The organism is Leisingera daeponensis DSM 23529, assembly GCF_000473145.1.
Classification (GTDB): domain Bacteria; phylum Pseudomonadota; class Alphaproteobacteria; order Rhodobacterales; family Rhodobacteraceae; genus Leisingera; species Leisingera daeponensis.
This window is the reverse complement of the sequence record NZ_KI421500.1, coordinates 825,448-846,518: the sequence shown is the minus strand read 5'-3', so window position 1 is coordinate 846,518 and position 21,071 is coordinate 825,448. Positions and strand designations below refer to the sequence as shown.

Here is a 21,071-nt window from a genome sequence, read left to right as displayed (position 1 = left end):
GGGGACAGAAGGGTTTTGCATATGACGCTGCCATTTGACGGGGCTATCAGCCGATACTACGAGACCGGCGCGCCGGAGGAGATCCGCAAGGCGATCCAGACCGCGGACAAGGACGAGATCATCACCCCCAGCTACCCGCACCGGGAACGGATGGCGCGCAAGACCTATGAGGCGGAGCTGGAGGCTCTGCAGATCGAACTGGTCAAGATGCAGGCCTGGGTCAAGGCCAGCGGCGCGCGCATCGCCATTGTGCTGGAGGGCCGCGATGCCGCCGGCAAGGGCGGCACCATCAAACGCTTCCGCGAAAACCTGAACCCGCGCGGCGCCCGGGTTGTGGCACTGTCCAAACCCAGCGAAGAAGAGCAGAGCCAGTGGTACTTCCAGCGCTACATCCAGCATCTGCCGTCGGGCGGCGAGATCGTGTTCTTTGACCGCAGCTGGTACAACCGCGGCGTGGTGGAAAAGGTGTTTGGTTTCTGCACCGATGACCAGCGCGAGCGGTTCTTTCACCAGGTGAAGGGGTTTGAGCAGGCGCTGGTGGACGACGGCGTCAAGCTGTTCAAGTTCTGGCTCAATGTCGGCCGGGCAGAGCAGCTGCGGCGGTTCCTGAAGCGGGAATCCGACCCTCTGAAGCAGTGGAAGCTGAGCCCGATCGACGTCAAGGGGCTGGAGAAATGGGACGAATACACCGCCGCAATCTCCGAGACCCTTCAACGCAGCCATTGTCCCGAGGCCCCCTGGACCATCGTGCGCTCCGACGGCAAGCGGCGGGCGCGGCTGGCGGCGATCCGGGCGGTGCTCAGCGGCATTGACTATGACAACAAGGATACCAAGGCCATCGGCGCCCTGGACACGGAAATTTGCGGAGGCCCGGACATCTGGGATGCCTAAACGCGGTTATCATCACGGCAACCTGCGCCAGGCGCTGGTCGAAGCCGCCCTGCAGCTGATCGAGGCCAAGGGCCCGACCGGCTTCACCCTGTCGGAGGCCGCCAAGACGGCGGGTGTCACCCCGGCCGCGGTTTATCGCCATTTCGAAGGGCGCGAAGACCTGATCGCCGAGGCCGCGCGCCAGGGCTACATCATGTTTGCCGACCTGATGCAGCACGCCTATGACAAGTACCAGCCCTCGGCGCTGGCGGCGTTCGAGGCGACGGGCCGGGCCTATCTGGCCTTTGCGCGGAAGCATCCGGGCCATTACATCGCCATGTTCGAAAGCGGCGTGTCGGTGAACCGCACGCCGGAGCTGGCCGATGCCGCCGCCCGTGCCCGGGCGATCCTGGAACGCGCCGCAGCGGATCTGAGCCAGCACATCCCCGAACACAAACGGCCGCCGGCCTCGATGTTCTCTGCGCATGTGCTGGCGATGAGCCACGGGGTGGTGGAGCTTTATGCGCGCAACTCTCCAGGTGCCACCTCCCCGTTTCCGCCCGAGGATCTGCTGGAAAGCGGCATTGGCATTTATTTGCGCGGGCTTGGTCTGATTGCGCCGGATAGTTAAAACCGGCTGGCAGGCTGCGGCGCGCTCAGCTCGTCACCGACATTGATCAGATTGACCTCGCCGATGCCCTTGATGTCTTCGGGGCCGATGTCGGTGACGCGGAATTCCTCCGACAGCGCGGCCTTCATCTCTTCGGGCGCGACGATTTTCATCGGATTGGCGAAAACTTGCAGGCGGGACGCCAGGTTCACCGCGGGGCCAAACACGTCGTAGACGTATTTCTGGATCCCCACCACCGAGCCGACAGCGGAGCCGGTGCCCAGCCCGATCCGCGCCTGCCATTTGTGCTGATGGCTTTGGTTGCGCCGCTCCAGGTAGCGCAGGAAGCGGGTGGCGCAATGGGCCACGGCGGTGGCGTGTTCGGGCATCGGTTCCGGCATCCCGGCGACCGCCAGATACGCGTCGCCAATGGTTTTGATCCTCTCGCAGCCGTATTGCTCGACGATGCGGTCGAAGGCGGTGAAGATGTCGTTCAGCTCTCCCAGCGTGACCGTCGGATCGGTGCGGGAGGCGAAATCGGTGAAATTCACAAAATCCAGCATCACCACCGAGACCTTTGGATAGAGCTGCGGGGTGACGACGCCAAAGGTTTTGAACTCTTCGTAGACCTGCCGCGGCATCAGATTGAGCAGCAGCCGTTCCACCCGCTCCTTCTCACGTTCCAGCTCGCGGGTGTTGCGCTCCACCATGGCGGAATAGCTGTCGATCATGCTTTCCAGCTCGCGGATGCGGGTGATGTTCTGGCATTCCACCACCAAGAGCGCCTCGTCCAGATGGCTGGCCTGCGAGATGTTGATGGCAAAGACCAGCGTGCGCCGCTTGCGCTTGATCTTCAGCTCCGCCGAGTAGCGCAGCCCCTCCTCGCACAGCGGCCCCAGATCCGCGCGGTCCAGCCCGTCGATGGCATCGGTCAGCGCTGCGCCCTCGCCCGGCGTGCCGAACCATTCCGCAAAGGGCTGATTGTGAAAGACAAACCCAAGGTCAGAGGCCCGCACCACCGCCACCCCGACGCCAATCGCGCGCAGCAGCTGCTCGTTGATGGCGGCAATGCTCATGCCGCATTCCTGGTGACGATGATGTTGCGCTTTGCCTCGATCGCGGTCAGCGTGGCGCGCACATCGGTCTCAAAAAAGCCGTGCTGCTCCAGCGCTTCCTTGAGCAGGGCCTCCATTTCGTCGAAATCCTCATGGGTGATGCCGAGCGCCCTATGCACCGCCTCCAGACGCTCGTCGCTGAAGGAGGCCGGCCCGCCCAGGAGCGAGGAGATGAACTTGGTCTGATGATCAATCAGCCGCGCCATGTCGACGTCGGCGAAGTAGTCGCCGATCTGATCGGACTCGAGCGCCATCTCGTAAAATGTCATCACGACGCGGCTGATGGCGCTGAACCCGCCGTATTTCTCATAGATTGTTTGCGGCATGGCAGCTGTCCTCCCAACAGGACGCAGTCAGCCCATGTTACGCCAGTTCTGCCAAAAAGTTAACGGCCCTGGAACCTGGCCGGTCCCGGGCCGCATATCGAGGCGGTTTGAAGCGGGCAAAGCCCTGCCCGGCCTCAGGCCGCGCTTTCGCCCGCGCCTTGGTCGGTGAAGGTCACCAGATCGGCGACGATGCCCTGGAGGCCTTCGATCAGCTCCACCGTCGGCTGCGCCGACAGCAGCGGTGCCATTTCCCGGATCAGCGGCAGCGGCAGATCCCACCAGCGCAGCTCCTGCAGTTTTTCGCAGACCGCGTCCTCAAACCGCTTGCGCACCAGCTGCGCCGGGTTGCCTGCCCAGACCTCATAGGCGCCGACATTGCTGGCGACAGTGGCATTCGGACCGATGACGGCACCATTGCCGATGGTCACCCCGGCGAGCACGGTGGCATTGGCACCGATCCAGACGTCGTTGCCGATGACAACATCGCCGCCGTTCTGCCGCGGCACATGCACCCCGGCGCCGCCCAGTTCTTCGCAGAAAACCTCGCCAAAGGGGAAGGCCGTGATCCGGTCCAGCATGGGCGAAGCATCCAGCAGGATCCGCATCCCCCGGCCGATGCTGCAGAACGCGCCGATGGACACATTGGCCCCGCCGCCCTGCTCCTGGATATCCAGCTCCTCATAGCCATGGGTGAAGCGGCCGATATCCAGCTGCCCGTTGCCGATCGGAGCAGTTTTCGGGTTCTCCGGTGTTGCCATTATTTGTCCTGCCTTCGCTTGCTGGTCGCTCGATTCAGGAAACAAATTAGAAAATCTTCCTGAAAGAACCCTGAAAGATTTCGGCAAAAGCGAGCAGGATCAAAAAAACCGGCATAAAAAAAGGCCCGCCAGCGGCGGGCCTTTTCGAATTGGATATGTTCCGAATTAACGCTTGGAGAACTGGAACGAACGGCGGGCTTTGGCCTTGCCGTATTTCTTCCGTTCCACAACGCGGCTGTCGCGGGTCAGGAAGCCTGCCGCTTTCAGCGCGCCGCGCAGCGAGGGATCGTAAAGCTGCAGCGCTTTGGAGATGCCGTGCTTGACCGCACCGGCCTGACCGGACAGGCCGCCGCCCTTGACGGTGGCGTAAACGTCAAACTCGCCTTCGACGCCGGCAACCTGGAACGGCTGGCGCAGGATCATCTGCAGTACCGGACGGGCGAAGTACTTGTTGATTTCCTTGCCGTTCACCTCGACCTTGCCGGAGCCCGGCTTGATCCAGACGCGGGCAACTGCGTCTTTACGCTTGCCAGTGGCATAGGAGCGGCCCAGTTCGTCACGAACCGGCTCACGCGCGATGGTTTCTTCTGCAACGGACTCAACGCCTGCAACGGCGCCCAGCTCTTCGAGAGTGTTGATCTGATCAGCCATCGATATCAGCTCCGGGTGTTTTTCTTGTTCATGGATTTGACATCCAGAACTTCGGGGGCCTGGGCTTCATGCGGGTGCTCGGCACCGGCATAGATACGCAGGTTGGTCATCTGCTGGCGCGCCAAGCGGTTGCCCGGCAGCATACGCTTGACGGCCTGGAACACGACGCGCTCCGGGTGTGCACCTTCCAGGATCTCCTGTTTGGTGCGCGACTTGATGCCGCCCGGGTGGCCGGTGTGCCAGTAGAATTTTTCGTCACGCTTTTTGCCGGTCATCTGCACCTTGTCGGCGTTGATGATGATGACGTTGTCGCCCATATCCATATGCGGAGTGAACGAGGCTTTGTGCTTGCCACGCAGGCGCATGGCAACGATCGAGGCAAGACGGCCCAGAACAACGCCCTCGGCGTCGATCAGGATCCACTTCTTCTCGATATCTGCCGGAGTAGCAGAGAAGGTTTTCATGGCAGGTCAATCCTGTTTGTCGTGAAGGCAGAATCCAAATCGGTCCCGCCTGAATGCGATGGAGGGGGTTTACGGGGATCGCAATGCTGCGTCAACAGGGTCAATCAAGATTAAATCGTTGCAAAACAACAGGTTATAAAATAGGTACTATATTACCCCATAAATTCAGACGCTGATCTGCTCCGGCGGGTTGTCCAGCAGGGCACGCAGGCGCAGCATCGCCTCCTCAAAGCGTTTCAGCGGCACGTGGGCATTGACGGCGATGCGCACCGCGTGCGGGGCGCGGCCGTCGCGCAGGGCAAATTCATCTGCGGACCGGACCTGCACCCCGTTCGCCTCTGCCGCGCGGGTGAAGGCCGCCGCCCGCCAGCCCGGGGGCAGCCGCAGCCACAGGAACGGCACATCCGGGTTCCAGGTCAGGTCAAAGCCGCCCAGTGCATTGACCGCCACCCGCACATAACGGGCCATCTCGGCGCGCACCTTTTCCACCAGCCCCGGCAGCCGGGGATCGGTCAGCAGGATGCGGATCAGATCGGCCAGCGGCTGCGCCAGCCCGAAATAGCCGTGTTCCGCCACCCGCCGCAGATCGGCAGCCCGCCCCTCCGGCGCCAGCGCAAAGCCGACGCGCAGGGCGGGGGTCAGGATCTTGGAAATCGAGGACACATGCCAGGCCAGTTCCGGCGCCAGCGCCCGGTAGCCCGGCGCGCGCGCCTCGCCGAGGCGGTAGCAGTCGTCCTCGACGATCTGCACCCCGTGGCGGCGGGCGATCCGGACGATTTCCTTGCGCCGCTCCAAAGGCGTGTAAAGCCCGGTGGGATTGTGCACTTCTGGACTGGTGCACAAGACGGTGGCGCCGGTCTTGCGGATCGCCAGCTCCATCGAATCCGGGCGGATGCCGTATTCGTCCATCGCCACCTCAACCACTTGCGCCCTCAGCAGCTCTGACGCGCGGCGGAAGCCCGCATAGGTCAGATCCTCGACCATGATCACCGGCTGCGGCCCCGCCAGGATGGCTTGCAGCACCACCATCAGCCCGTTCTGGCCGCCGTGTGTCAGTACAATGTCATTTTCGGTGACGGTGCCAACCGGCGATTGCCCCACCCAGGCGGCGGCGGCCTGGCGCACCGGCAGATAGGCGTCCCGGGTCGGGTAATTCAGGAATTTTTGCGCATCGCCCTCGGCCACCTTGTGCAGCGCCTCGCGCACCGCGGCCACCTGCCCCATGTCGGCAATCCGCGGGCTGAACAGGCTGACGTGGCCAGGATCGCGCGCCTCGGCCAGATGTAGCTGCCGCGACCATACGTCATCCGGCACCGGTTTCTTCTTTTCGGCTACAAAGGTGCCGCGCCCCACCTCGGCCTCCAGCACGCCTTCATCGGTCAGGATGCTGTAGGCGCGGGCCACGGTGCCGGGCGTAATGCTCAACTGGTACGCGAGTTCGCGCACTGGAGGAAGCTTTGTACCAGTTTTCAAGCCACCGGTTTCCACGGCGGACCGGATTGTATCGGCCACCATTTTGTACTTCGGCCCTTTGGCCCCTGCCAGGCTCTGCGGCCAAATTGTACCCATTACAATCCATCCTTGGACTTTGCGTCGACCTCTTTGTATCAGAACATCACTACAAATCAACAGGATTGTATCAACACAATACGAAGGAAGCCTCCCATGGCACAGCACACACAAATGGCACAATCGAATATGTCCTTTCTGAACAGCCGCCCGGCCCTGCCGGTGCTGGCGCAGTGGGCTGTCCTGTTTGCCGTGCTGGTCACCAAGTGGAGCCTGCGCCACCGAACCCGGTGCCAGCTGAAACACCTGAGCGATGCGCAGCTAAAGGACATCGGCGTGTCCCGCGCCGACGCTCATTATGAAGCCACTCTTCCGTTCTGGCGCCCATGATCCCCTGGGCAAAAGAACAACCTGACGGCCGGGGTTCGCCCCGGCCTTTTTTTGCCCGCTTCCCCCCGCCTGCCGGAGCCGCCCGCTCATGCGTTACCAGCTATGCGGAAATTTAAGGTTGAACGAATCTTTCATGGGTCCTACATGCCCCCTCACTTTCGGCACCGATCCCAACCCCGGACCCTTATCCGGGGGGGCGCTAAGGGCCGTCTGGATTGTCATCTGCTGGAACGAAGGGGAGCGCCATGAAAGACGCCAACCTCTTCCAACTGGGGATCGGTCTGGAGACAGGCGCCCATGAGGAAGATACCGCCCGCGGTGTAACTGCCGCGAATCTTGATGCTGTTGTTGAGTCCGACCGCGAAGACCATTTCATCCGCAAGGATGGCAAGGTGTTCGCCGGCACGCATCTGATCATCGAAGTTATGAGGGGCACCGGCCTGGACTGCGAAGAGCGCATCCAGAACGCCTTCCGCAAATGTGTTGAGGTCTGCGGCGCCACCCTGCTGCACATCCACACCCACAAGTTCTCGCCTCAGGGCGTCTCGGGTGTTGCGGTGCTGGCGGAAAGCCACATCTCCGTCCACACCTGGCCGGAAATCGGCTATGGCGCGTTTGACGTGTTCATGTGCGGCGACGCCGAGCCCTGGAAAGCCGTCGGCGTGCTGAAGGAAGCGTTCAACACCGACATGGTGGAAGTGCGCGAACTGCTGCGCGGGGAGGAGCTGATCGCCAAGGAGGTCGCGGCATGAGCGATGCCGCGAAGAAGGAGTGGGTCACCGAGAGCCTGCACGCGCATTACGCCCAGCGTTTGCGCGTCGATGAGATGCTCTATGACAGCAACACCGAGCACCAGCGCCTGAAAGTGTTCCAGAACGGCCAGTTCGGCCGCATCCTGACGCTGGACGACGTGGTGCAGACCACCGAAGGCGATAACTTCATCTACCATGAAATGCTGACCCATGTGCCGATCCTGGCGCATGGCAATGCAAAGCGCGTGCTGATCATCGGCGGCGGCGACGGCGGCATGGCCCGCGAGGCGCTGCGCCACACGTCGGTCGAGCATGTCACCATGGTGGAAATCGACGGCGGCGTGGTGGATTTCTCGAAAGAGTATCTGCCGATGCTGAGCGACGGCGCTTTCGACGATCCGCGCCTCAATCTGGTGATCAACGACGGTGCGGTGTTCATGAAAGAGAACACCGAAAAGTTCGACGTGATCATCGTCGATTCGACCGACCCGATCGGCCCCGGCGAAGTGCTGTTCACCGACACCTTCTACGGCCACGCCGCGCGCTCGCTGACGGAGGACGGCATCATCGTCACCCAGAACGGCGTGCCGTTCATGCAGGGCGAGGAGCTGACCGGCACCCTGCGGGCGTTCCAGGCGCTGTTTGCGGATGCCTCCTGCTACATGGCGACCGTGCCGACCTATGCCGGCGGGCCGATGGCCTTTGGCTGGGGCAGCCGCTCGGACAAGGCCCGCAACGTGAGCCTTGAAGAGCTGGAGGCGCGTTTTGCTGCCGCCGGGATCGACACCGGGTATTACAATCCGGAGGTTCACAAGGCCGCGTTCGCCTTGCCGAACTATGTGAAAAAGCTGTTCCCCTAAGCGGGCGGCACAAGGGGGCTTCGGCCCCCTTTTTCGTGGCTGAAGCACCTGTCCCGCCCGTGCGCCCTGCACTCGGCCCTTGCCTGCCTCCGGGCTGGACGGCCCCGGCCCGCACGTTGCATGCCATTCCCCCTTGGCCTGACTGCTAGTCTTTGCTAGGCGCGGCAGGATCTTACTCATAAGTGGCAGGCCAAATGCAGCGCGACCCCATCCTTGTTGTTGACCGCGAGACCGGCGAGACCTTCGAAGAGGTTGTGCTGGGCGAGAAATGGATCCGCTGGGCCTATCAGAACGCCAGCGCAAAGCCGGTGGAGAAACTGCTGTTCCGCTCCGCGCTCATCAGCCGGCTGATGGGTGCCTGGTTCGACTCGCGGTTTTCCAGGGGCAAGATCGCCAAGGTTGTCGAGGATCTGTCGATCGACATGTCGGAGGCCACGGCGCCGGCTGACAGCTACGGCTGTTTCAACGACTTCTTCGTGCGCCACCTGAAACCCGAAGCCCGTCCCTTCAGCGATGACCCGCGGGACATCGTCTCCCCCGCGGACGGGCGCGTGCTGGTTTTTCCGGAACTGGCTGAGGATGTCTTTGTCCCGGTCAAGGGCTACCCGATGTCGGTCCGCACCATGCTTCCGGGCATTGCTGACCGTTTCATCGGCGGCGCGCTGGCGATTGTGCGGCTGTGCCCCGCGGATTACCACCGCTACCACTTCCCCGCCGCGGGACACATCACAGCGTCAGAGGATATTTCCGGCGCGCTGCATTCGGTGAACCCGATTGCGCTGGGGGCCGGGCCGGATGTGTTTGGCGAGAACAAGCGCAGCTGGACGCTGGTTGAGACCGAAACCTTCGGCAGCTACTGCTTTGTCGAGGTCGGCGCCTTTGGCGTCGGCGCCATCGTCAACACCCGCACCACAGGCGCGGTGCAGAAGATGGACGAAAAGGGCTACTTCAAGTTCGGCGGCTCCACCGTGGTGGTGGTGTTCGAGCCCGGCCGGATCCGCTTTGCGGACGACCTGGCAGCCAACAGCGCCAAGGGACGGGAAACCCTGGTCAAGGTCGGCCAGCCGCTGGCCACCGCGCTTTAACGCTTGGGCGGGATCGAATAGGTCATGGAGGCGCGGGCGACCGGCTCCGCCATGCCTTCGGAATACATCAGCACATCCGCCACCGCCAGAACCCGGCCCAGCTTCAGCAGCCGCGCCTCGGCAATCACATCGGCGCCTGCCACCGGCTTGCGCATGAAATCCAGCGCGCAGTTGGTGGTCACGGCCAGCGCCTCGCGCCCCAGCCGCGACAGGATCAGCGCGTAGATCGCGCAGTCGGCCAGCGCAAACATCGACGGCCCCGACACGGTGCCGCCCGGCCGCAGGTGACGCTCCGCGGTCAGCAGGCGCATCCGCAGGCCGTGCTCATCCATCGCATCAATGGCAAAATCGTCCCTCACCTGCGGAAAGATCTCATGCAGGTAATCCGTCAGACCTGCGACATCAAATGCCAGTGCCATGCTTTTCCTTTCCCTTCGCGCTGACTAGAGTTGGCGCAACCCTTGGGAGGAGAGCAAGATGGCAATTCTGGAACGTTGCGACACGGGGGCTATCGCCCGGCTGACCCTGAACACACCGGAAAAGCTGAACGCGTTGTCGGACGAGATGCTGGCGGCCCTGCAGGAGCAGATAGATGCCTTGCGCGAGGACAGCAGCATCAAGGTGGTGATCCTGTCCGGCGCTGGCAAAGGGTTCTGCGCGGGCCATGATATCAAGCAGATGACGGCCGGGCGCAGCGCCGAGGATGGCGGCAAGGCCTATTTCCAGGATCTGTTTGCCCGCTGCACCCGCGTGATGACCGGGCTGCAGTCCCTGCCGCAGCCGGTGATTGCCCAGGTCCACGGTATCGCCACCGCGGCGGGCTGCCAGCTGGTTGCCTCCTGCGATCTGGCGGTGGCGGCAGAGGGCACCAGGTTTGGCGTCAACGGGGTGAACATCGGCCTGTTCTGCTCCACCCCGATGGTGGCGCTGTCGCGCAACATCCCGCGCAAGCAGGCGTTTGAGCTGCTGACCACGGGCGAATTCGTCGACGCCGCGCGCGCGGTGGAGCTGGGGCTGGCCAATCGCGCCGTGCCGCTGGAGGCGCTGGAGGCGGAAACCGCCAAGCTGGCCGAAACCATCGCCGCGAAACTGGGCGCGGCAGTGAAGATCGGCAAGCAGGCGTTTTACGAGCAGCTGCAGATGCCGCTGGATCAGGCCTATGCCTATACCAGCGGGGTGATCGTCGAGAACCTGATGCACCGCGACACCATCGAAGGCATGGCCGCCTTCATCGAAAAACGCGCGCCGGACTGGCAGGAGTAACTTTATCGGAAAATTTTCGGAGAACTTTAGGCTTTGTTTACCAATCGAAACCTATTGTTTCCATAAGACGCCAGCCAACTGCCTTTCAATTCGGGCGGAAAGATGGCAAAGATTGGGCAAGGCCGGCGCACAGTCACGGGCCTGCACAATTTGGGCTGCTGCTGCGGAAGGGTCCCTCCAGCCGGTTCTCTCTCACCGGTCGATCATTCCCGCGGCGGCGGCCCCAAATTTCCCCGCCACCCGGACAATCTGATACCAGGTCGAACTGGTACCAGGTCGAACTGACACCAGGACAAACTGGCGTCCAAACGGCGCATGTGCGCGGTCAGCGGCGGTTCTGCCGCAGCCCCCGCGCCCAAGCCGGTTGCACAGGCCCGTCCCCTGCCCTATGTGGCGGGCATGACAGATCATTCGGCACAAACACTGCATATCGTGGGCGGCGGCATGGCCGGCTCGGAAGCGGCCTGGCAGGCGGCAAACATGGGCGTTCAGGTGGTGATCCACGAAATGCGCCCCAAGGTGGAAACCTTCGCCCACCAGACCGGCAACCTGGGCGAGATGGTGTGCTCCAACTCCTTCCGCTCCGACGATGACGAGCAGAACGCTGTGGGCCTGCTGCATTGGGAAATGCGCCAGGCCAACGGGCTGATCATGACCACCGCAGATCAGCACCGCCTGCCCGCAGGCGGCGCCCTCGCCGTGGACCGGGAGCCTTTTGCCGAAACCGTGACCGCCAGGCTGAAGGCGCATCCGAATATCACGGTCTCCTACGAGGAGATCACCGGCCTGCCGGCAGACGGCCACTGGATCTTTGCCACCGGCCCGCTGACCTCGCCGCAGCTGGGTCAGGCCATTCAAGCTGAAACCGGAGCAGAGGCGCTGGCCTTCTTCGATGCCATCGCGCCGATCGTCTATGCGGAAAGCATCGACATGTCGCGGGCCTGGATGCAGTCGCGCTATGACAAGGGCGAGACCGAGGAAGAGCGCACCGCCTACCTCAACTGCCCGATGGACAAGGAGCAATACGAAGCCTTCATCGACGCATTATTGTCAGCTGACAAAACCGAGTTCCACGAGGGCGAGACCGCGGGCTATTTCGACGGCTGCCTGCCGATCGAGGTGATGGCAGAACGCGGCCGGGAAACCCTGCGCCACGGGCCGATGAAGCCGGTGGGGCTGACCAACCCGCATCAGCCGGATGTCAAGGCCCATGCGGTTGTGCAACTGCGCCGTGACAACGCGCTGGGAACGCTGTTCAACATCGTCGGTTTCCAGACCAAGATGAAATACGGCGCCCAGACCGAGGTGTTCCGGATGATCCCGGGACTGGAGAACGCCAGCTTTGCCCGCCTCGGCGGCATCCACCGCAACACTTTCATCAACTCGCCCACCCTGCTGGATGCGCAGATGCGGCTGAAGTCGAAACCCAACATCCGCTTTGCCGGCCAGATCACCGGGGTCGAAGGCTATGTTGAAAGCGCTGCCATGGGCCTCTTGGCAGGCCGGCTGGCGGCGGCTGAGATCCTCGGCCGGGAACTGCCCGAGGTGCCGCAGGACAGCGCCATGGGGGCGCTGATCCACCACATCACCGGCGGCGCCGAGGCCAAGACGTTTCAGCCGATGAACGTGAACTTCGGCCTGTTCCGCCCGGTTGACGGCCTTAAGGGCGGACGCCGCGGCCGCAAGGACCGCTACAAGGCCTATACCGACCGCGCCAAGGCAGCCTGGCAGGTGTGGCTCAGCAACTTTTCCTAGACGCTGCGCAGAGCCCGCGGCTAGAATTGCCGCATGAACGAAAAATTTCTCGATAAGTCCTACGGGCTTAAGAGCCCGGAGGCGACCCGCGAACACTATGACAGGTGGGCCGCTTCCTATGATGCGGAAATCGCGGAAAACGGTTATGCAACGCCTGGGCGGATTGCCGCGGCGCTGTGGAAATACCTGCCGGACCCGGACGCACCGGTCCTCGACTTCGGCTGCGGCACCGGCCTCTGCGGCCTGGCGCTGCGTGCTGCCGGATACAGCACGGTTGACGGGCTGGAGCCATCGCCGGAAATGCTGGAGCAGGCCCGTGCCAAAGGCGTCTACCGGCAGCTGACGCAGCTGGACATTGCGGACAAGACGCCGGTGAAACCGGGCAGCTACCGCGCTATTGCCGGCTGCGGCCTGTTGAGCAAGGGCGCGGCACCGCCGGCCACCTTTGACGTGATCATGCGGGCGCTGGACCGTGGCGGGCTGTTTGCCTTCTCCTTCAACGACCACGCGCTGGAGGACCGCGCCTATACCGGCAAACTGAATGACTGGCTGGACTGTTCGGCGGCACGGCTGCTATTCAAGGAATACGGCGACCACTTGCCCGGAATCAACCTCAAGTCCACCGTCTATGTGATTGAGAAAGCGTGACATTCACCACCCGCTTTGCGCCTTCGCCAACCGGACCTCTGCACCTGGGCCACGCCTATTCCGCGCTGCTGGCGCATGATATGGCCGTGGCTGCGGGCGGCCGGTTTTTGCTGCGCATCGAAGATATCGACCAATCCCGCTCCCGCACCGCCTGGGAGGCGCAGATCTATGACGACCTGCACTGGCTGGGCCTCAGTTGGCCGCAACCGGTGATGCGCCAGTCCGAGCGGCTGCCCCGCTACCGCGCTGCGCTGGACCGGCTGACCGCCCTGGGGCTCACCTACCCTTGCCGCTGCAACCGCGCCGATATCGAGGCCGCGGCGGGCGCGCCGCAGGAAGGCGTGCCGCAGTTCGGCCCCGACGGGCGCATCTACCCCGGCACCTGCCGCGGCCGCCTGCCCGGCGAGGCTACGGAGCGCGACGTGATCCGGCTGAACATGGAAAAGGCCGTCCAGACCGCCGAGCTGCGCAGCTTCAGCGAGACAGGCCCGGAGTTCGCCGGCACCCATGCACTGGACCCAGAGCAACTGATCTCAACGGTTGGCGACATCATCCTGGTGCGCCGCAACATGGGCAGTTCCTACCACCTGTCGGTGGTGGCCGATGACGCGGATCAGGGCATCACCTGCGCGGTGCGCGGCGCCGACCTGTTCGAGGCCACCCAGATTCACGTGCTGCTGCAAAGCCTGCTGGGCCTGCCCACGCCCGTCTACCACCACCACCGGCTGATCCGGGACGAACAGGGCAAGCGGCTCGCCAAACGTGACGACGCCCGCGCGATTGCGAAGTACCGCGCCGAGGGCGCCACCCCGCAGGACATCCGCGGGATGGTGGGCCTGCCCGCTTCTTCTGGCTGAAAATATCCCCGCCGGAGGCACGGCCCGTCAGGGCCGCGCCCTGAACGCGGTCAGTCCATCGGCGTCATCAGCTCGACCTCGCCGCCCTCCCGCAGCGCGGTGTAGAAACAGGTCCGGCGGTTGGTGTGGCAGGCCGCGCCGGTCTGGCGCACCAGGGCCAGCAGGCAGTCCCGGTCGCAATCGACGCGCAGATCCACCAGTTCCTGCACGTGGCCCGACGTCTCGCCTTTGATCCAGAACGCCTGGCGCGAGCGCGACCAATAGGTGAGCCGGCGGGTTTCCAGCGTGCGCGCCACCGCATCCGCGTTCATCCAGGCCATCATCAGCACCTCGCCCGAGGCCTCGTCCTGCGCAATGCAGGGGATCAGGCCCGCATCGTTGTAAACCAGGCTGGCGGGATCAAAGGACGCGGCAATAGACATGGGCAAAAACCTTTTGCATCTGCTGTTCGGCTCCTTATGTATGGGGAACCACCAAGCAGGGAAAGCCCGGGAAAGCGATGTCTGGCGAATCCGATCTGATCAAGCTGTATTCTACGCGCATTCTGGCGCTGGCGGCGGATATTCCGCACCTTGGACGGCTGGACGCGCCGGATGCCACGGTCAAGAAACGCTCCCCGCTCTGCGGCTCCACCGTCACCGTCGACATCCGCGTCGAGGACGGGCGGATCACGGATTTCGGCCAGGACGTGAAGGCTTGTGCGCTGGGACAGGCCGCGGCGGCTGTGGTCGGCGCCAATGTGATCGGCCGCTCGCTGGCTGAAGTGGAGACCGCCCGCGACCAGCTGAAGGCAATGCTGACCCAGGACGGCCCGGTGCCGCAAGCCCCCTTTGACGGGCTGGAAGTTCTGCAACCCGCGCGCGAGTTCAAGAACCGCCACGCCTCCATCATGCTGGCGCTGGACGCCACCCTGGAAGCGATGCAGACCGCCGCCAAGGAGCAATGCGCCTGACGGCGGCGTCCTGCGCCACTGATTGCCAAAGACAACGAACGCCACGGCCGCCCTTGCAGCTATGCAGGGGTGAATTTTCTGTTGCATCCGCCCCTCAAACAAAAAACCGCCGCGCATCCGGGCAGGATGGCGGCGGCAGTCATGCTCTGCTGTGCGGGACCCGGGCGGGCCAGGCTGGATCTTGAGGCAATCCATTCGGGGATCGGAACAGGCGGTTGATCCCTTAAGCAGTCCGGGACAGGAAAGGGCCGGCCCGGCACGGCAGAGGCATTCAGGAATGGGAACAGCGGGTCAGAGCAGGCCCGGCAGATGCAGCGCCGCCACCAGCATCACCATCAGCGAGGCCGCGCCGATGGCGTCCTGCAGCAGGGTGGAATGGGCATTCTGAATCGTGGTTTTGATCTGTGTCATCATGGCTCGGGCCTCCTCCAGTCTGTGTTTTCGCTCTCTGGCAGTTTTGTTGCCCCTTTGTTCTCATTTTTACCGGCACCTGTAAAGAACTTTTTGAGAACATTTGCGAACACGCTGGAACATTGACGGAGAACAAGCGACGGGGCGCGGCTCAACCCACTGAAATCAAACGGATCGCCTGATCCTGTTTCATCAGCCACAACAGCACCCGTGCCGCCTTGCCGCGGGCGCTTTCCAGTTTCGGATCGGCTGCCAGCAGCGCCCGCGCATCGCTTTGCGCCACCTCCATCAGCCCGGCCTGGCGCTCCAGATCGGCAATCCGGAAGCGCGGCAGGCCCGATTGCGCGGTTCCGATCATGTCGCCCGCGCCGCGCATCTGCAAATCGGTCTCCGAGATCCTGAAACCGTCCTCGGTCTCGCGCAGGACCTCCAGCCGCTTGCGCCCACCTTCGGTCAGCGGCGGCTGATACATCAGGAGGCAGGTCGATTCGGCGCTGCCGCGCCCGACCCGGCCGCGCAGCTGGTGCAACTGGGCGAGGCCAAAGATCTCTGCCCGCTCAATCACCATGATCGAGGCATTGGGCACGTTCACCCCCACCTCGATCACCGTGGTGGCAACCAGGACCTTGGTCTTGCCCTCCTGGAAGGCCGCCATCGCGGCATCTTTCTCGGCGGGCGGCATCTGACCATGCACCAGGCCGGCGATCCCCTCGCCCAGAACCGCGCGCAGATGCTTGAAGCGTTCCTCCGCCGCGGTCAGATCGCTCAGCTCCGACTCATCGACCAGCGGGCAGACCCAGTAGCACTGCCGCCCTTCCGCGATGGCCTTGCGCAGGTGATCAACCACCTCCTGCATCCGTTCGGTGCTGATGACGGCGGTCTTGACCGGTTTGCGCCCGGGCGGTTTCTCATCCAGCACCGAAACATCCATGTCGCCGTATTGCGCCAGCGCCAGCGAGCGCGGGATCGGCGTCGCGGTCATCACCAGCACATCGGCGCCCTTGCCTTTTTCCGCCAGCTCCATCCGCTGGCGCACGCCGAAACGGTGCTGCTCGTCGACAATCGCCAGCCGCAGATCGCGGAATTCGACATCCTGCTGGAACACCGCATGGGTGCCGACCAGTATTTGGATGTCGCCGCGCTTCAGCGCCGCCAGTTTGGCCTTGCGCTCAGCCCCCTTGTCGCGGCCTGTCAGGATCTCGATCACCACGCCGGCATCCTCGGCCAGCGGCGCAAGGCCTTCTATATGCTGCTGGGCCAGAATCCCGGTCGGGGCCATCATCACCCCCTGCCCGCCCGCTTCAACGGCAACCAGCAACGCCATGAAAGCAACCAGGGTTTTCCCCGCCCCCACATCCCCCTGCAAGAGCCTGTTCATGCGCTTGGGCGAGGCCATGTCGGCGGAGATTTCCTCGATCGCCCGCGCCTGCGCGTTGGTGGGCCTGTACGGCAGCGCCTTCAGAACACGCGATTGCAGCCGCCCGGTGGCATGGCTTTCGATGCCCCGGGACTTTCGCTCCGTCTGGCGCGCAAGGGCCAGGGTCAGCTGGTGGGAAAACAGCTCATCATAGGCCAGCCGCGCCCGGGCCGGAGACTGCGGGCTCAGATCGTCCGGGCCCTGCGGAGCGTGGGCAGACTGCAGCGCGTCGTGCCAGGCAGGCCAGTTTTCCCGCAGCATCTGCGCCGGGTCGATCCATTCCTCCAGATGCGGCATCCGCGACAGCGCGCTTTGCGCGGCCTTGTACATGGTTTTCTGCGAAACCCCGTGGGTCAGGCTGTAAACCGGTTCAAACTCCGGGATCTCATGCGCCTCTTCCACCGGCAGCATGTGATCGGGGTGCACCATCTGCGCGATGCCATCGAACAGCTCCAGCTTGCCGGAAACCACGCGGCGCGCGCCTTCCGGCAGCTGCGCCTCCAGATAGCGGCTGCGGCCGTGGAAGAAGACCAGCTGAAATTCCGTCTCAGCGTCCTCCACATGCACACGGTAAGCGCCGCCGCGGCTGCGCGCCGGGCGGTGGCGGCCAATGGTCACTTCAACTGTCACCACGGCGGGCAGGTCCACCCCGCGGATGGTATCGCGGCGGCGCCGATCCACCACCGAATAAGGCAGCGAAAACAAAAGGTCTCGCGGTGTTTCTATATCAATCTGCGTCAGGTTCTGCGCGGTTTTCGGGCCGACACCCTGCAGGGTCTCGGCGCCGGCAAACAGCGGAAACAGGATCTCCGGACGCCCGCTCATGCCCCTGCGATCAGCTCCAGCCAGCCGTCTTCATCGAGCGTCTGGATCCCCAGCTCTGCCGCCTTCTTGGCCTTGGAGCCCGCGCCGGGACCAGCCACCAGAATGTCGGTCTTCTTGGAGACGGAGCCGGAGACCTTGGCCCCCAGCGCCTCGGCCCGGGCCTTGGCTTCGGCGCGGGTCATCTTCTCCAATGTGCCGGTGAAAACGACAGTCTTGCCGGCCACCGGGCTGTCCGCGGCCGGCGCATCCGGCGGCACGACGGTCAGTTTAGCCACCAGACGGTCGATGGCCGCGCGCTCCTCCGGGTTGGCAAAGGCATCCGACAGCGACAGGCCCAGCACCGCGCCGATGCCGTCGACCCCGATCAGGTCGGCCCAGGCGGCGGCGGCCTCGGCCGGCACCTCGCAGGCGGCGATGGCGGCCGCCCGGGTTTCCGAAATCCGGGCGCGGCGGCCCTTCTCCGCGGCGGATTGGCGTTCGGCTTCCTCGGCTTCATCCGCGGCGCGGTGCGCCAGGGCTGCCGGACGGGCCGCGTCAAGCGCAGCCGCCATCCCCTGCCAGTCCCGGTAGTGCAGCGCCAGATCGCGGCCAGCCACCTCGCCCGCATGGCGGATGCCAAGGGCAAAGATCAGCTTGGCCAGCGGGATCGTGCGCTTTTCCTCAATCGCGGCAAACAGGTTGTCGGCGGATTTCTCTCCCCAGCCTTCTCGGTTCTTGAGCTGTTGCAGGCCAGAGCCATAATTCGCTTGCAGATCAAAGATATCTGCGGGTTCCTTGATCCAGCCGTCGCTGTGGAACTGCTCCACCTGCTTGGCGCCCAGGCCTTCGATATCAAAGGCCGCGCGGGACACGAAATGCTTGAGCTTCTCCACCGCCTGAGCAGGACAGATCAGCCCGCCGGAACAGCGGCGCACGGCATCGCCTTCTTCCCGCTCCGCCGGGCTGCCGCATTCCGGACAGGTGTGCGGGAACTGGTATGGCTCGGCGTGTTGCGGGCGCTTGGACAGGTCCACATCGGCCACTTTCGGGATCACGTCGCCCGCGCGGTAGATCTGCACCCAGTCGCCGATGCGGATGTCCTTGCCGCCGCGGATTTCCTCGCCTTTGGAGTCGCGGCCCTGGATGTAATCCTCGTTATGCAGCGTGGCATTGGACACCACCACCCCGCCCACCGTCACCGGGGTGAGCCGCGCCACCGGGCTGAGCGCCCCTGTGCGGCCGACCTGAATGTCGATGGCTTCCAGCCGTGTCCAGGCGAGTTCCGCCGGGAACTTATGCGCAATCGCCCAGCGGGGCGTGGTGGAGCGGAACCCCAGCCGCCCCTGCAGCGCCAGATCGTTGACCTTGTAAACAACACCATCGATGTCATAGCCCAGCGTGGCGCGCTGTTCCTCGATGCTGCGGTAATGATCAATCAAGTCCGCAACGCTGGTGCACAGCCGGGTCAGCGGGTTGGTTTGGAACCCGAGGGATTGCAGCCGTTCGATCGCCTCCATCTGTGTTTCTGCCAAAGGCGCGCTTAGCTCACCCCAGCTATAGGCGAAAAACCGCAAAGGCCTGGCGCGGGTGATTTCCGCATCCAGCTGCCGCAGCGAGCCTGCGGCAGCATTGCGCGGGTTGGCAAAGATCTTGCCGCCGCGCTCCGCATGGCGGGCGTTCAGCGCTTCGAAATCGGCGTGGCTCATATAGACTTCGCCGCGCACTTCCAGCACCTCCGGCGCGCCGGTCAGGTCTTGCGGAATATCGGAAATGGTCCGCGCGTTGGCGGTCACGTTTTCGCCCACACTGCCATCGCCGCGGGTGGCGGCCTGAACCAGCTTGCCCTGCTCATAGCGCAAAGACAGCGACAGCCCGTCAATTTTCGGCTCCGCCGTGTAGCCAAGCGCGGCCTCCCCGCCCAGGCCCAGGTATTTGCGGACACTGCGGTCAAAGTCAGTGACATCCTCATCCGCAAAGGCATTGCCCAGCGACAGCATCCGCACCGCATGGGTGATCTTGCCGAAGCCGGACGCCGCCGGCGCGCCAACCGCGTCCAGATGGGTGGCCGCATCTGCAAGGTCGGGAAAGGCCTCTGCCAGCGCCCGATAGCGCTGTTTCAGCGAATCATATTCGGCGTCGCTGATCTCCGGCGCGTCAGCCTGGTGATAGGCCAGATCCGCCGCCCGCAGCTGATCCTCCAGCGCCAGAAACTCTGCCCGGGCGTCCTCCGCCGTCAGGCCGGTCACGTCTTTTTCCGAATTCTCTGCCACGCGCGGTCCCTCTTCGTTCTCCCTTCAGGTGATAAGGCTCCGCGCGCGCCGCGTCCAGCGCCTCTGTCAGAGCGGCCCGCGCCGCCGGCAGACATGAAAAAAGCCCGCCAAGCGGCAGGCCTTTACAACCGGGGGCACAGTTTTATGTGCCGTCCGGAAGGTCATTCTTTCAAGCGCCGACTGCCATCCGCTGGCCGCCGGACATATGATCCTCCTGCGGATCACGCAGCACATAGCCGCGGCCCCAGACGGTTTCGATATAGTTTTCGCCGCCGGTCGCGTTGCTGAGTTTCTTGCGCAACTTGCAGATGAAAACGTCGATGATTTTCAGTTCCGGCTCATCCATGCCGCCATAGAGATGGTTGAGGAACATTTCCTTGGTCAGCGTGGTGCCTTTGCGCAAGGACAGCAGCTCCAGCATCTGGTATTCCTTGCCGGTCAGATGCACCGCCTTGCCATCGGCCTCAACCGTTTTGGCATCCAGGTTGACCGAGATCTTACCGGTCTTGATGATCGACTGCGAATGGCCCTTGGACCGGCGGATGATCGCATGGATCCGCGCCACCAGTTCCTCGCGGTGGAAGGGCTTGGTCAGATAGTCGTCCGCACCAAAGCCGAACCCCTTGATTTTGTTGTCGGTATCGTCGGCTCCGGACAGAATCAGAATGGGCGTTTCGATGCGGGACATGCGCAGCTGGCGCAGCACCTCATGGCCGTTCATATCCGGCAGCCCCAGATCCAGCAGGATCAGGTCATAGTCGTAGAGCTTGGCCAGATCGATCCCCTCCTCGCCCAGATCCGTCGAATAGACGTTCAGGTTGGCGTGGGTCAGCATCAGCTCGATGCTTTTCGCCGTGGTCGGATCATCCTCAACCAAAAGAATGCGCATATTATATTCTCCGCCTGTACACTGTTTCCCTCAGGTCTCGTTAACCTTGGTGGAAAAAAGTTAATGGCCCGTTACCATGATGGTTAATTTACGAATTCAACTCAAGGGCGGCCCTATCTATTTTGCGTCCGGATTGCGGAATTTCTTCAACCGTGTTGTTTTCAGCGCTTCTTCACCGTGGTCGGCAACAGCGGCAACCCAGCTGCGGAATTCCTCCTCGCTCAGCCCGTAGCGGCGCATCGCCTCGGTCTGCGGCAGCAGACCGTAAAGCACGCCGCGCACAACCGCAGCCTTGCGCGAGGCGACCCAGCGCTTGGTCGTTTCCGGCGGCAAATCCGCCCGGGTCATGATGGTCCCGTCCGGCAGGGTGACTGCCCGCGGGCCGTCGACTTTCTTCAAAAACATCCGTCTTCCC

The 21,071-nt window shown here is 63.5% G+C and carries 23 protein-coding genes; 11 read left to right on the top strand and 12 right to left on the bottom strand.

The features are described from left to right. Positions 1-21: 21 nt before the first annotated feature. Positions 22-891: a polyphosphate kinase 2 gene (gene ppk2 / locus DAEP_RS0104545; protein ID WP_027243828.1), complete on the top strand. Its 870-nt coding sequence runs from the start codon at positions 22-24 to the stop codon at positions 889-891. After that, positions 884-1,501 carry a TetR/AcrR family transcriptional regulator gene (locus tag DAEP_RS0104540; protein ID WP_008553472.1) on the top strand — a complete coding sequence of 206 codons (618 nt, stop codon included), beginning with the start codon at positions 884-886 and terminating at the stop codon, positions 1,499-1,501. The genes ppk2 and DAEP_RS0104540 overlap by 8 nt, the downstream gene beginning before the upstream one ends. Here DAEP_RS0104540 and DAEP_RS0104535 read toward each other — a convergent pair. The 6 genes from DAEP_RS0104535 to DAEP_RS0104510 all read right to left on the bottom strand — a co-directional run bounded on the left by DAEP_RS0104535 (position 1,498) and on the right by DAEP_RS0104510 (position 6,363). Then, positions 1,498-2,556 carry an adenylate/guanylate cyclase domain-containing protein gene (locus DAEP_RS0104535; RefSeq protein ID WP_008553371.1) on the bottom strand — a complete coding sequence of 353 codons (1,059 nt, stop codon included), beginning with the start codon at positions 2,554-2,556 and terminating at the stop codon, positions 1,498-1,500. The two genes, DAEP_RS0104540 and DAEP_RS0104535, sit on opposite strands and share 4 nt — an antisense overlap. After that, positions 2,553-2,921 carry a group I truncated hemoglobin gene (locus DAEP_RS0104530; RefSeq protein ID WP_008556513.1) on the bottom strand — a complete coding sequence of 123 codons (369 nt, stop codon included), beginning with the start codon at positions 2,919-2,921 and terminating at the stop codon, positions 2,553-2,555. Before DAEP_RS0104530 ends, DAEP_RS0104535 begins: the two co-directional genes overlap by 4 nt. A 134-nt stretch (positions 2,922-3,055) precedes the next feature. After that, a complete protein-coding gene (locus tag DAEP_RS0104525; protein WP_027243827.1) occupies positions 3,056-3,679 on the bottom strand; it encodes a CatB-related O-acetyltransferase in 624 nt (207 codons plus the stop codon). Positions 3,680-3,844: 165 nt separating this feature from the next. Further along, entirely contained in the window at positions 3,845-4,330 is a 486-nt protein-coding gene (gene rpsI, locus DAEP_RS22425; protein WP_008557047.1) for a 30S ribosomal protein S9, read from the bottom strand. A 5-nt stretch (positions 4,331-4,335) separates the two neighbouring features. Continuing rightward, positions 4,336-4,794, bottom strand: a complete 459-nt coding sequence (rplM, locus tag DAEP_RS0104515) for a 50S ribosomal protein L13 (protein ID WP_008554374.1) — start codon at positions 4,792-4,794, stop codon at positions 4,336-4,338. A gap of 165 nt (positions 4,795-4,959) precedes the next feature. Beyond that, the gene (locus DAEP_RS0104510) at positions 4,960-6,363 is read right to left on the bottom strand and encodes an aminotransferase-like domain-containing protein (RefSeq protein WP_027243825.1); all 1,404 of its coding nucleotides are present in this window, start codon (positions 6,361-6,363) and stop codon (positions 4,960-4,962) included. 96 nt (positions 6,364-6,459) lie between these two features. Between DAEP_RS0104510 and DAEP_RS0104505 the strand changes: the two genes are divergently transcribed. The 4 genes from DAEP_RS0104505 to asd all read left to right on the top strand — a co-directional run bounded on the left by DAEP_RS0104505 (position 6,460) and on the right by asd (position 9,390). Further along, positions 6,460-6,693, top strand: a complete 234-nt coding sequence (locus DAEP_RS0104505; RefSeq protein WP_008557434.1) for a DUF1127 domain-containing protein — start codon at positions 6,460-6,462, stop codon at positions 6,691-6,693. Positions 6,694-6,938: 245 nt separating this feature from the next. Continuing rightward, positions 6,939-7,445 carry an adenosylmethionine decarboxylase gene (speD, locus tag DAEP_RS0104500; protein WP_027243824.1) on the top strand — a complete coding sequence of 169 codons (507 nt, stop codon included), beginning with the start codon at positions 6,939-6,941 and terminating at the stop codon, positions 7,443-7,445. After that, the gene (gene speE, locus DAEP_RS0104495) at positions 7,442-8,305 is read left to right on the top strand and encodes a polyamine aminopropyltransferase (RefSeq protein WP_027243823.1); all 864 of its coding nucleotides are present in this window, start codon (positions 7,442-7,444) and stop codon (positions 8,303-8,305) included. The genes speD and speE overlap by 4 nt, the downstream gene beginning before the upstream one ends. Positions 8,306-8,499: 194 nt before the next feature. Continuing rightward, positions 8,500-9,390, top strand: a complete 891-nt coding sequence (gene asd / locus DAEP_RS0104490; protein WP_027243822.1) for an archaetidylserine decarboxylase — start codon at positions 8,500-8,502, stop codon at positions 9,388-9,390. Here the strand turns inward: asd and DAEP_RS0104485 are convergent. Further along, positions 9,387-9,809: a PaaI family thioesterase gene (locus tag DAEP_RS0104485; protein WP_008553608.1), complete on the bottom strand. Its 423-nt coding sequence runs from the start codon at positions 9,807-9,809 to the stop codon at positions 9,387-9,389. The genes asd and DAEP_RS0104485 overlap by 4 nt on opposite strands. Before the next feature lie 58 nt (positions 9,810-9,867). Between DAEP_RS0104485 and DAEP_RS0104480 the strand changes: the two genes are divergently transcribed. The 4 genes from DAEP_RS0104480 to gluQRS all read left to right on the top strand — a co-directional run bounded on the left by DAEP_RS0104480 (position 9,868) and on the right by gluQRS (position 13,913). Further along, positions 9,868-10,653 carry an enoyl-CoA hydratase gene (locus DAEP_RS0104480; RefSeq protein ID WP_027243821.1) on the top strand — a complete coding sequence of 262 codons (786 nt, stop codon included), beginning with the start codon at positions 9,868-9,870 and terminating at the stop codon, positions 10,651-10,653. A gap of 399 nt (positions 10,654-11,052) precedes the next feature. Beyond that, a complete protein-coding gene (gene trmFO / locus DAEP_RS0104475; RefSeq protein ID WP_027243820.1) occupies positions 11,053-12,408 on the top strand; it encodes a methylenetetrahydrofolate--tRNA-(uracil(54)-C(5))-methyltransferase (FADH(2)-oxidizing) TrmFO in 1,356 nt (451 codons plus the stop codon). Positions 12,409-12,441: 33 nt separating this feature from the next. Continuing rightward, the gene (locus tag DAEP_RS0104470) at positions 12,442-13,056 is read left to right on the top strand and encodes a class I SAM-dependent DNA methyltransferase (protein ID WP_027243819.1); all 615 of its coding nucleotides are present in this window, start codon (positions 12,442-12,444) and stop codon (positions 13,054-13,056) included. Next, positions 13,053-13,913 (top strand): tRNA glutamyl-Q(34) synthetase GluQRS, encoded by an 861-nt coding sequence (gene gluQRS, locus DAEP_RS0104465; RefSeq protein ID WP_027243818.1) that lies wholly within the window; start codon positions 13,053-13,055, stop codon positions 13,911-13,913. The genes DAEP_RS0104470 and gluQRS overlap by 4 nt, the downstream gene beginning before the upstream one ends. A 50-nt stretch (positions 13,914-13,963) precedes the next feature. Here gluQRS and hisI read toward each other — a convergent pair whose 3' ends face one another. Next, entirely contained in the window at positions 13,964-14,335 is a 372-nt protein-coding gene (gene hisI / locus DAEP_RS0104460; protein WP_027243817.1) for a phosphoribosyl-AMP cyclohydrolase, read from the bottom strand. Between the two features lie 77 nt (positions 14,336-14,412). Here hisI and DAEP_RS0104455 point away from each other — a divergent pair, with 77 nt between their 5' ends. Beyond that, positions 14,413-14,865 carry an iron-sulfur cluster assembly scaffold protein gene (locus DAEP_RS0104455; RefSeq protein ID WP_008556722.1) on the top strand — a complete coding sequence of 151 codons (453 nt, stop codon included), beginning with the start codon at positions 14,413-14,415 and terminating at the stop codon, positions 14,863-14,865. Between the two features lie 562 nt (positions 14,866-15,427). On the opposite strand, the gene recG is transcribed toward DAEP_RS0104455, so the two are convergent. From recG to sciP, 4 genes are all read right to left on the bottom strand, one after another. Beyond that, positions 15,428-17,518 (bottom strand): ATP-dependent DNA helicase RecG, encoded by a 2,091-nt coding sequence (gene recG / locus DAEP_RS0104445; protein WP_027243816.1) that lies wholly within the window; start codon positions 17,516-17,518, stop codon positions 15,428-15,430. Further along, positions 17,515-19,734: an NAD-dependent DNA ligase LigA gene (ligA, locus tag DAEP_RS0104440; protein WP_154665103.1), complete on the bottom strand. Its 2,220-nt coding sequence runs from the start codon at positions 19,732-19,734 to the stop codon at positions 17,515-17,517. Before ligA ends, recG begins: the two co-directional genes overlap by 4 nt. Positions 19,735-19,936: 202 nt before the next feature. Then, on the bottom strand, positions 19,937-20,656 hold the full coding sequence (gene ctrA / locus DAEP_RS0104435) for a response regulator transcription factor CtrA (RefSeq protein ID WP_008556381.1): 720 nt from the start codon (positions 20,654-20,656) through the stop codon (positions 19,937-19,939). 117 nt (positions 20,657-20,773) lie between these two features. After that, complete coding sequence (gene sciP, locus DAEP_RS0104430; RefSeq protein ID WP_008557698.1) at positions 20,774-21,061, bottom strand: CtrA inhibitor SciP; 288 nt, start codon at positions 21,059-21,061, stop codon at positions 20,774-20,776. Positions 21,062-21,071 lie beyond the last annotated feature (10 nt).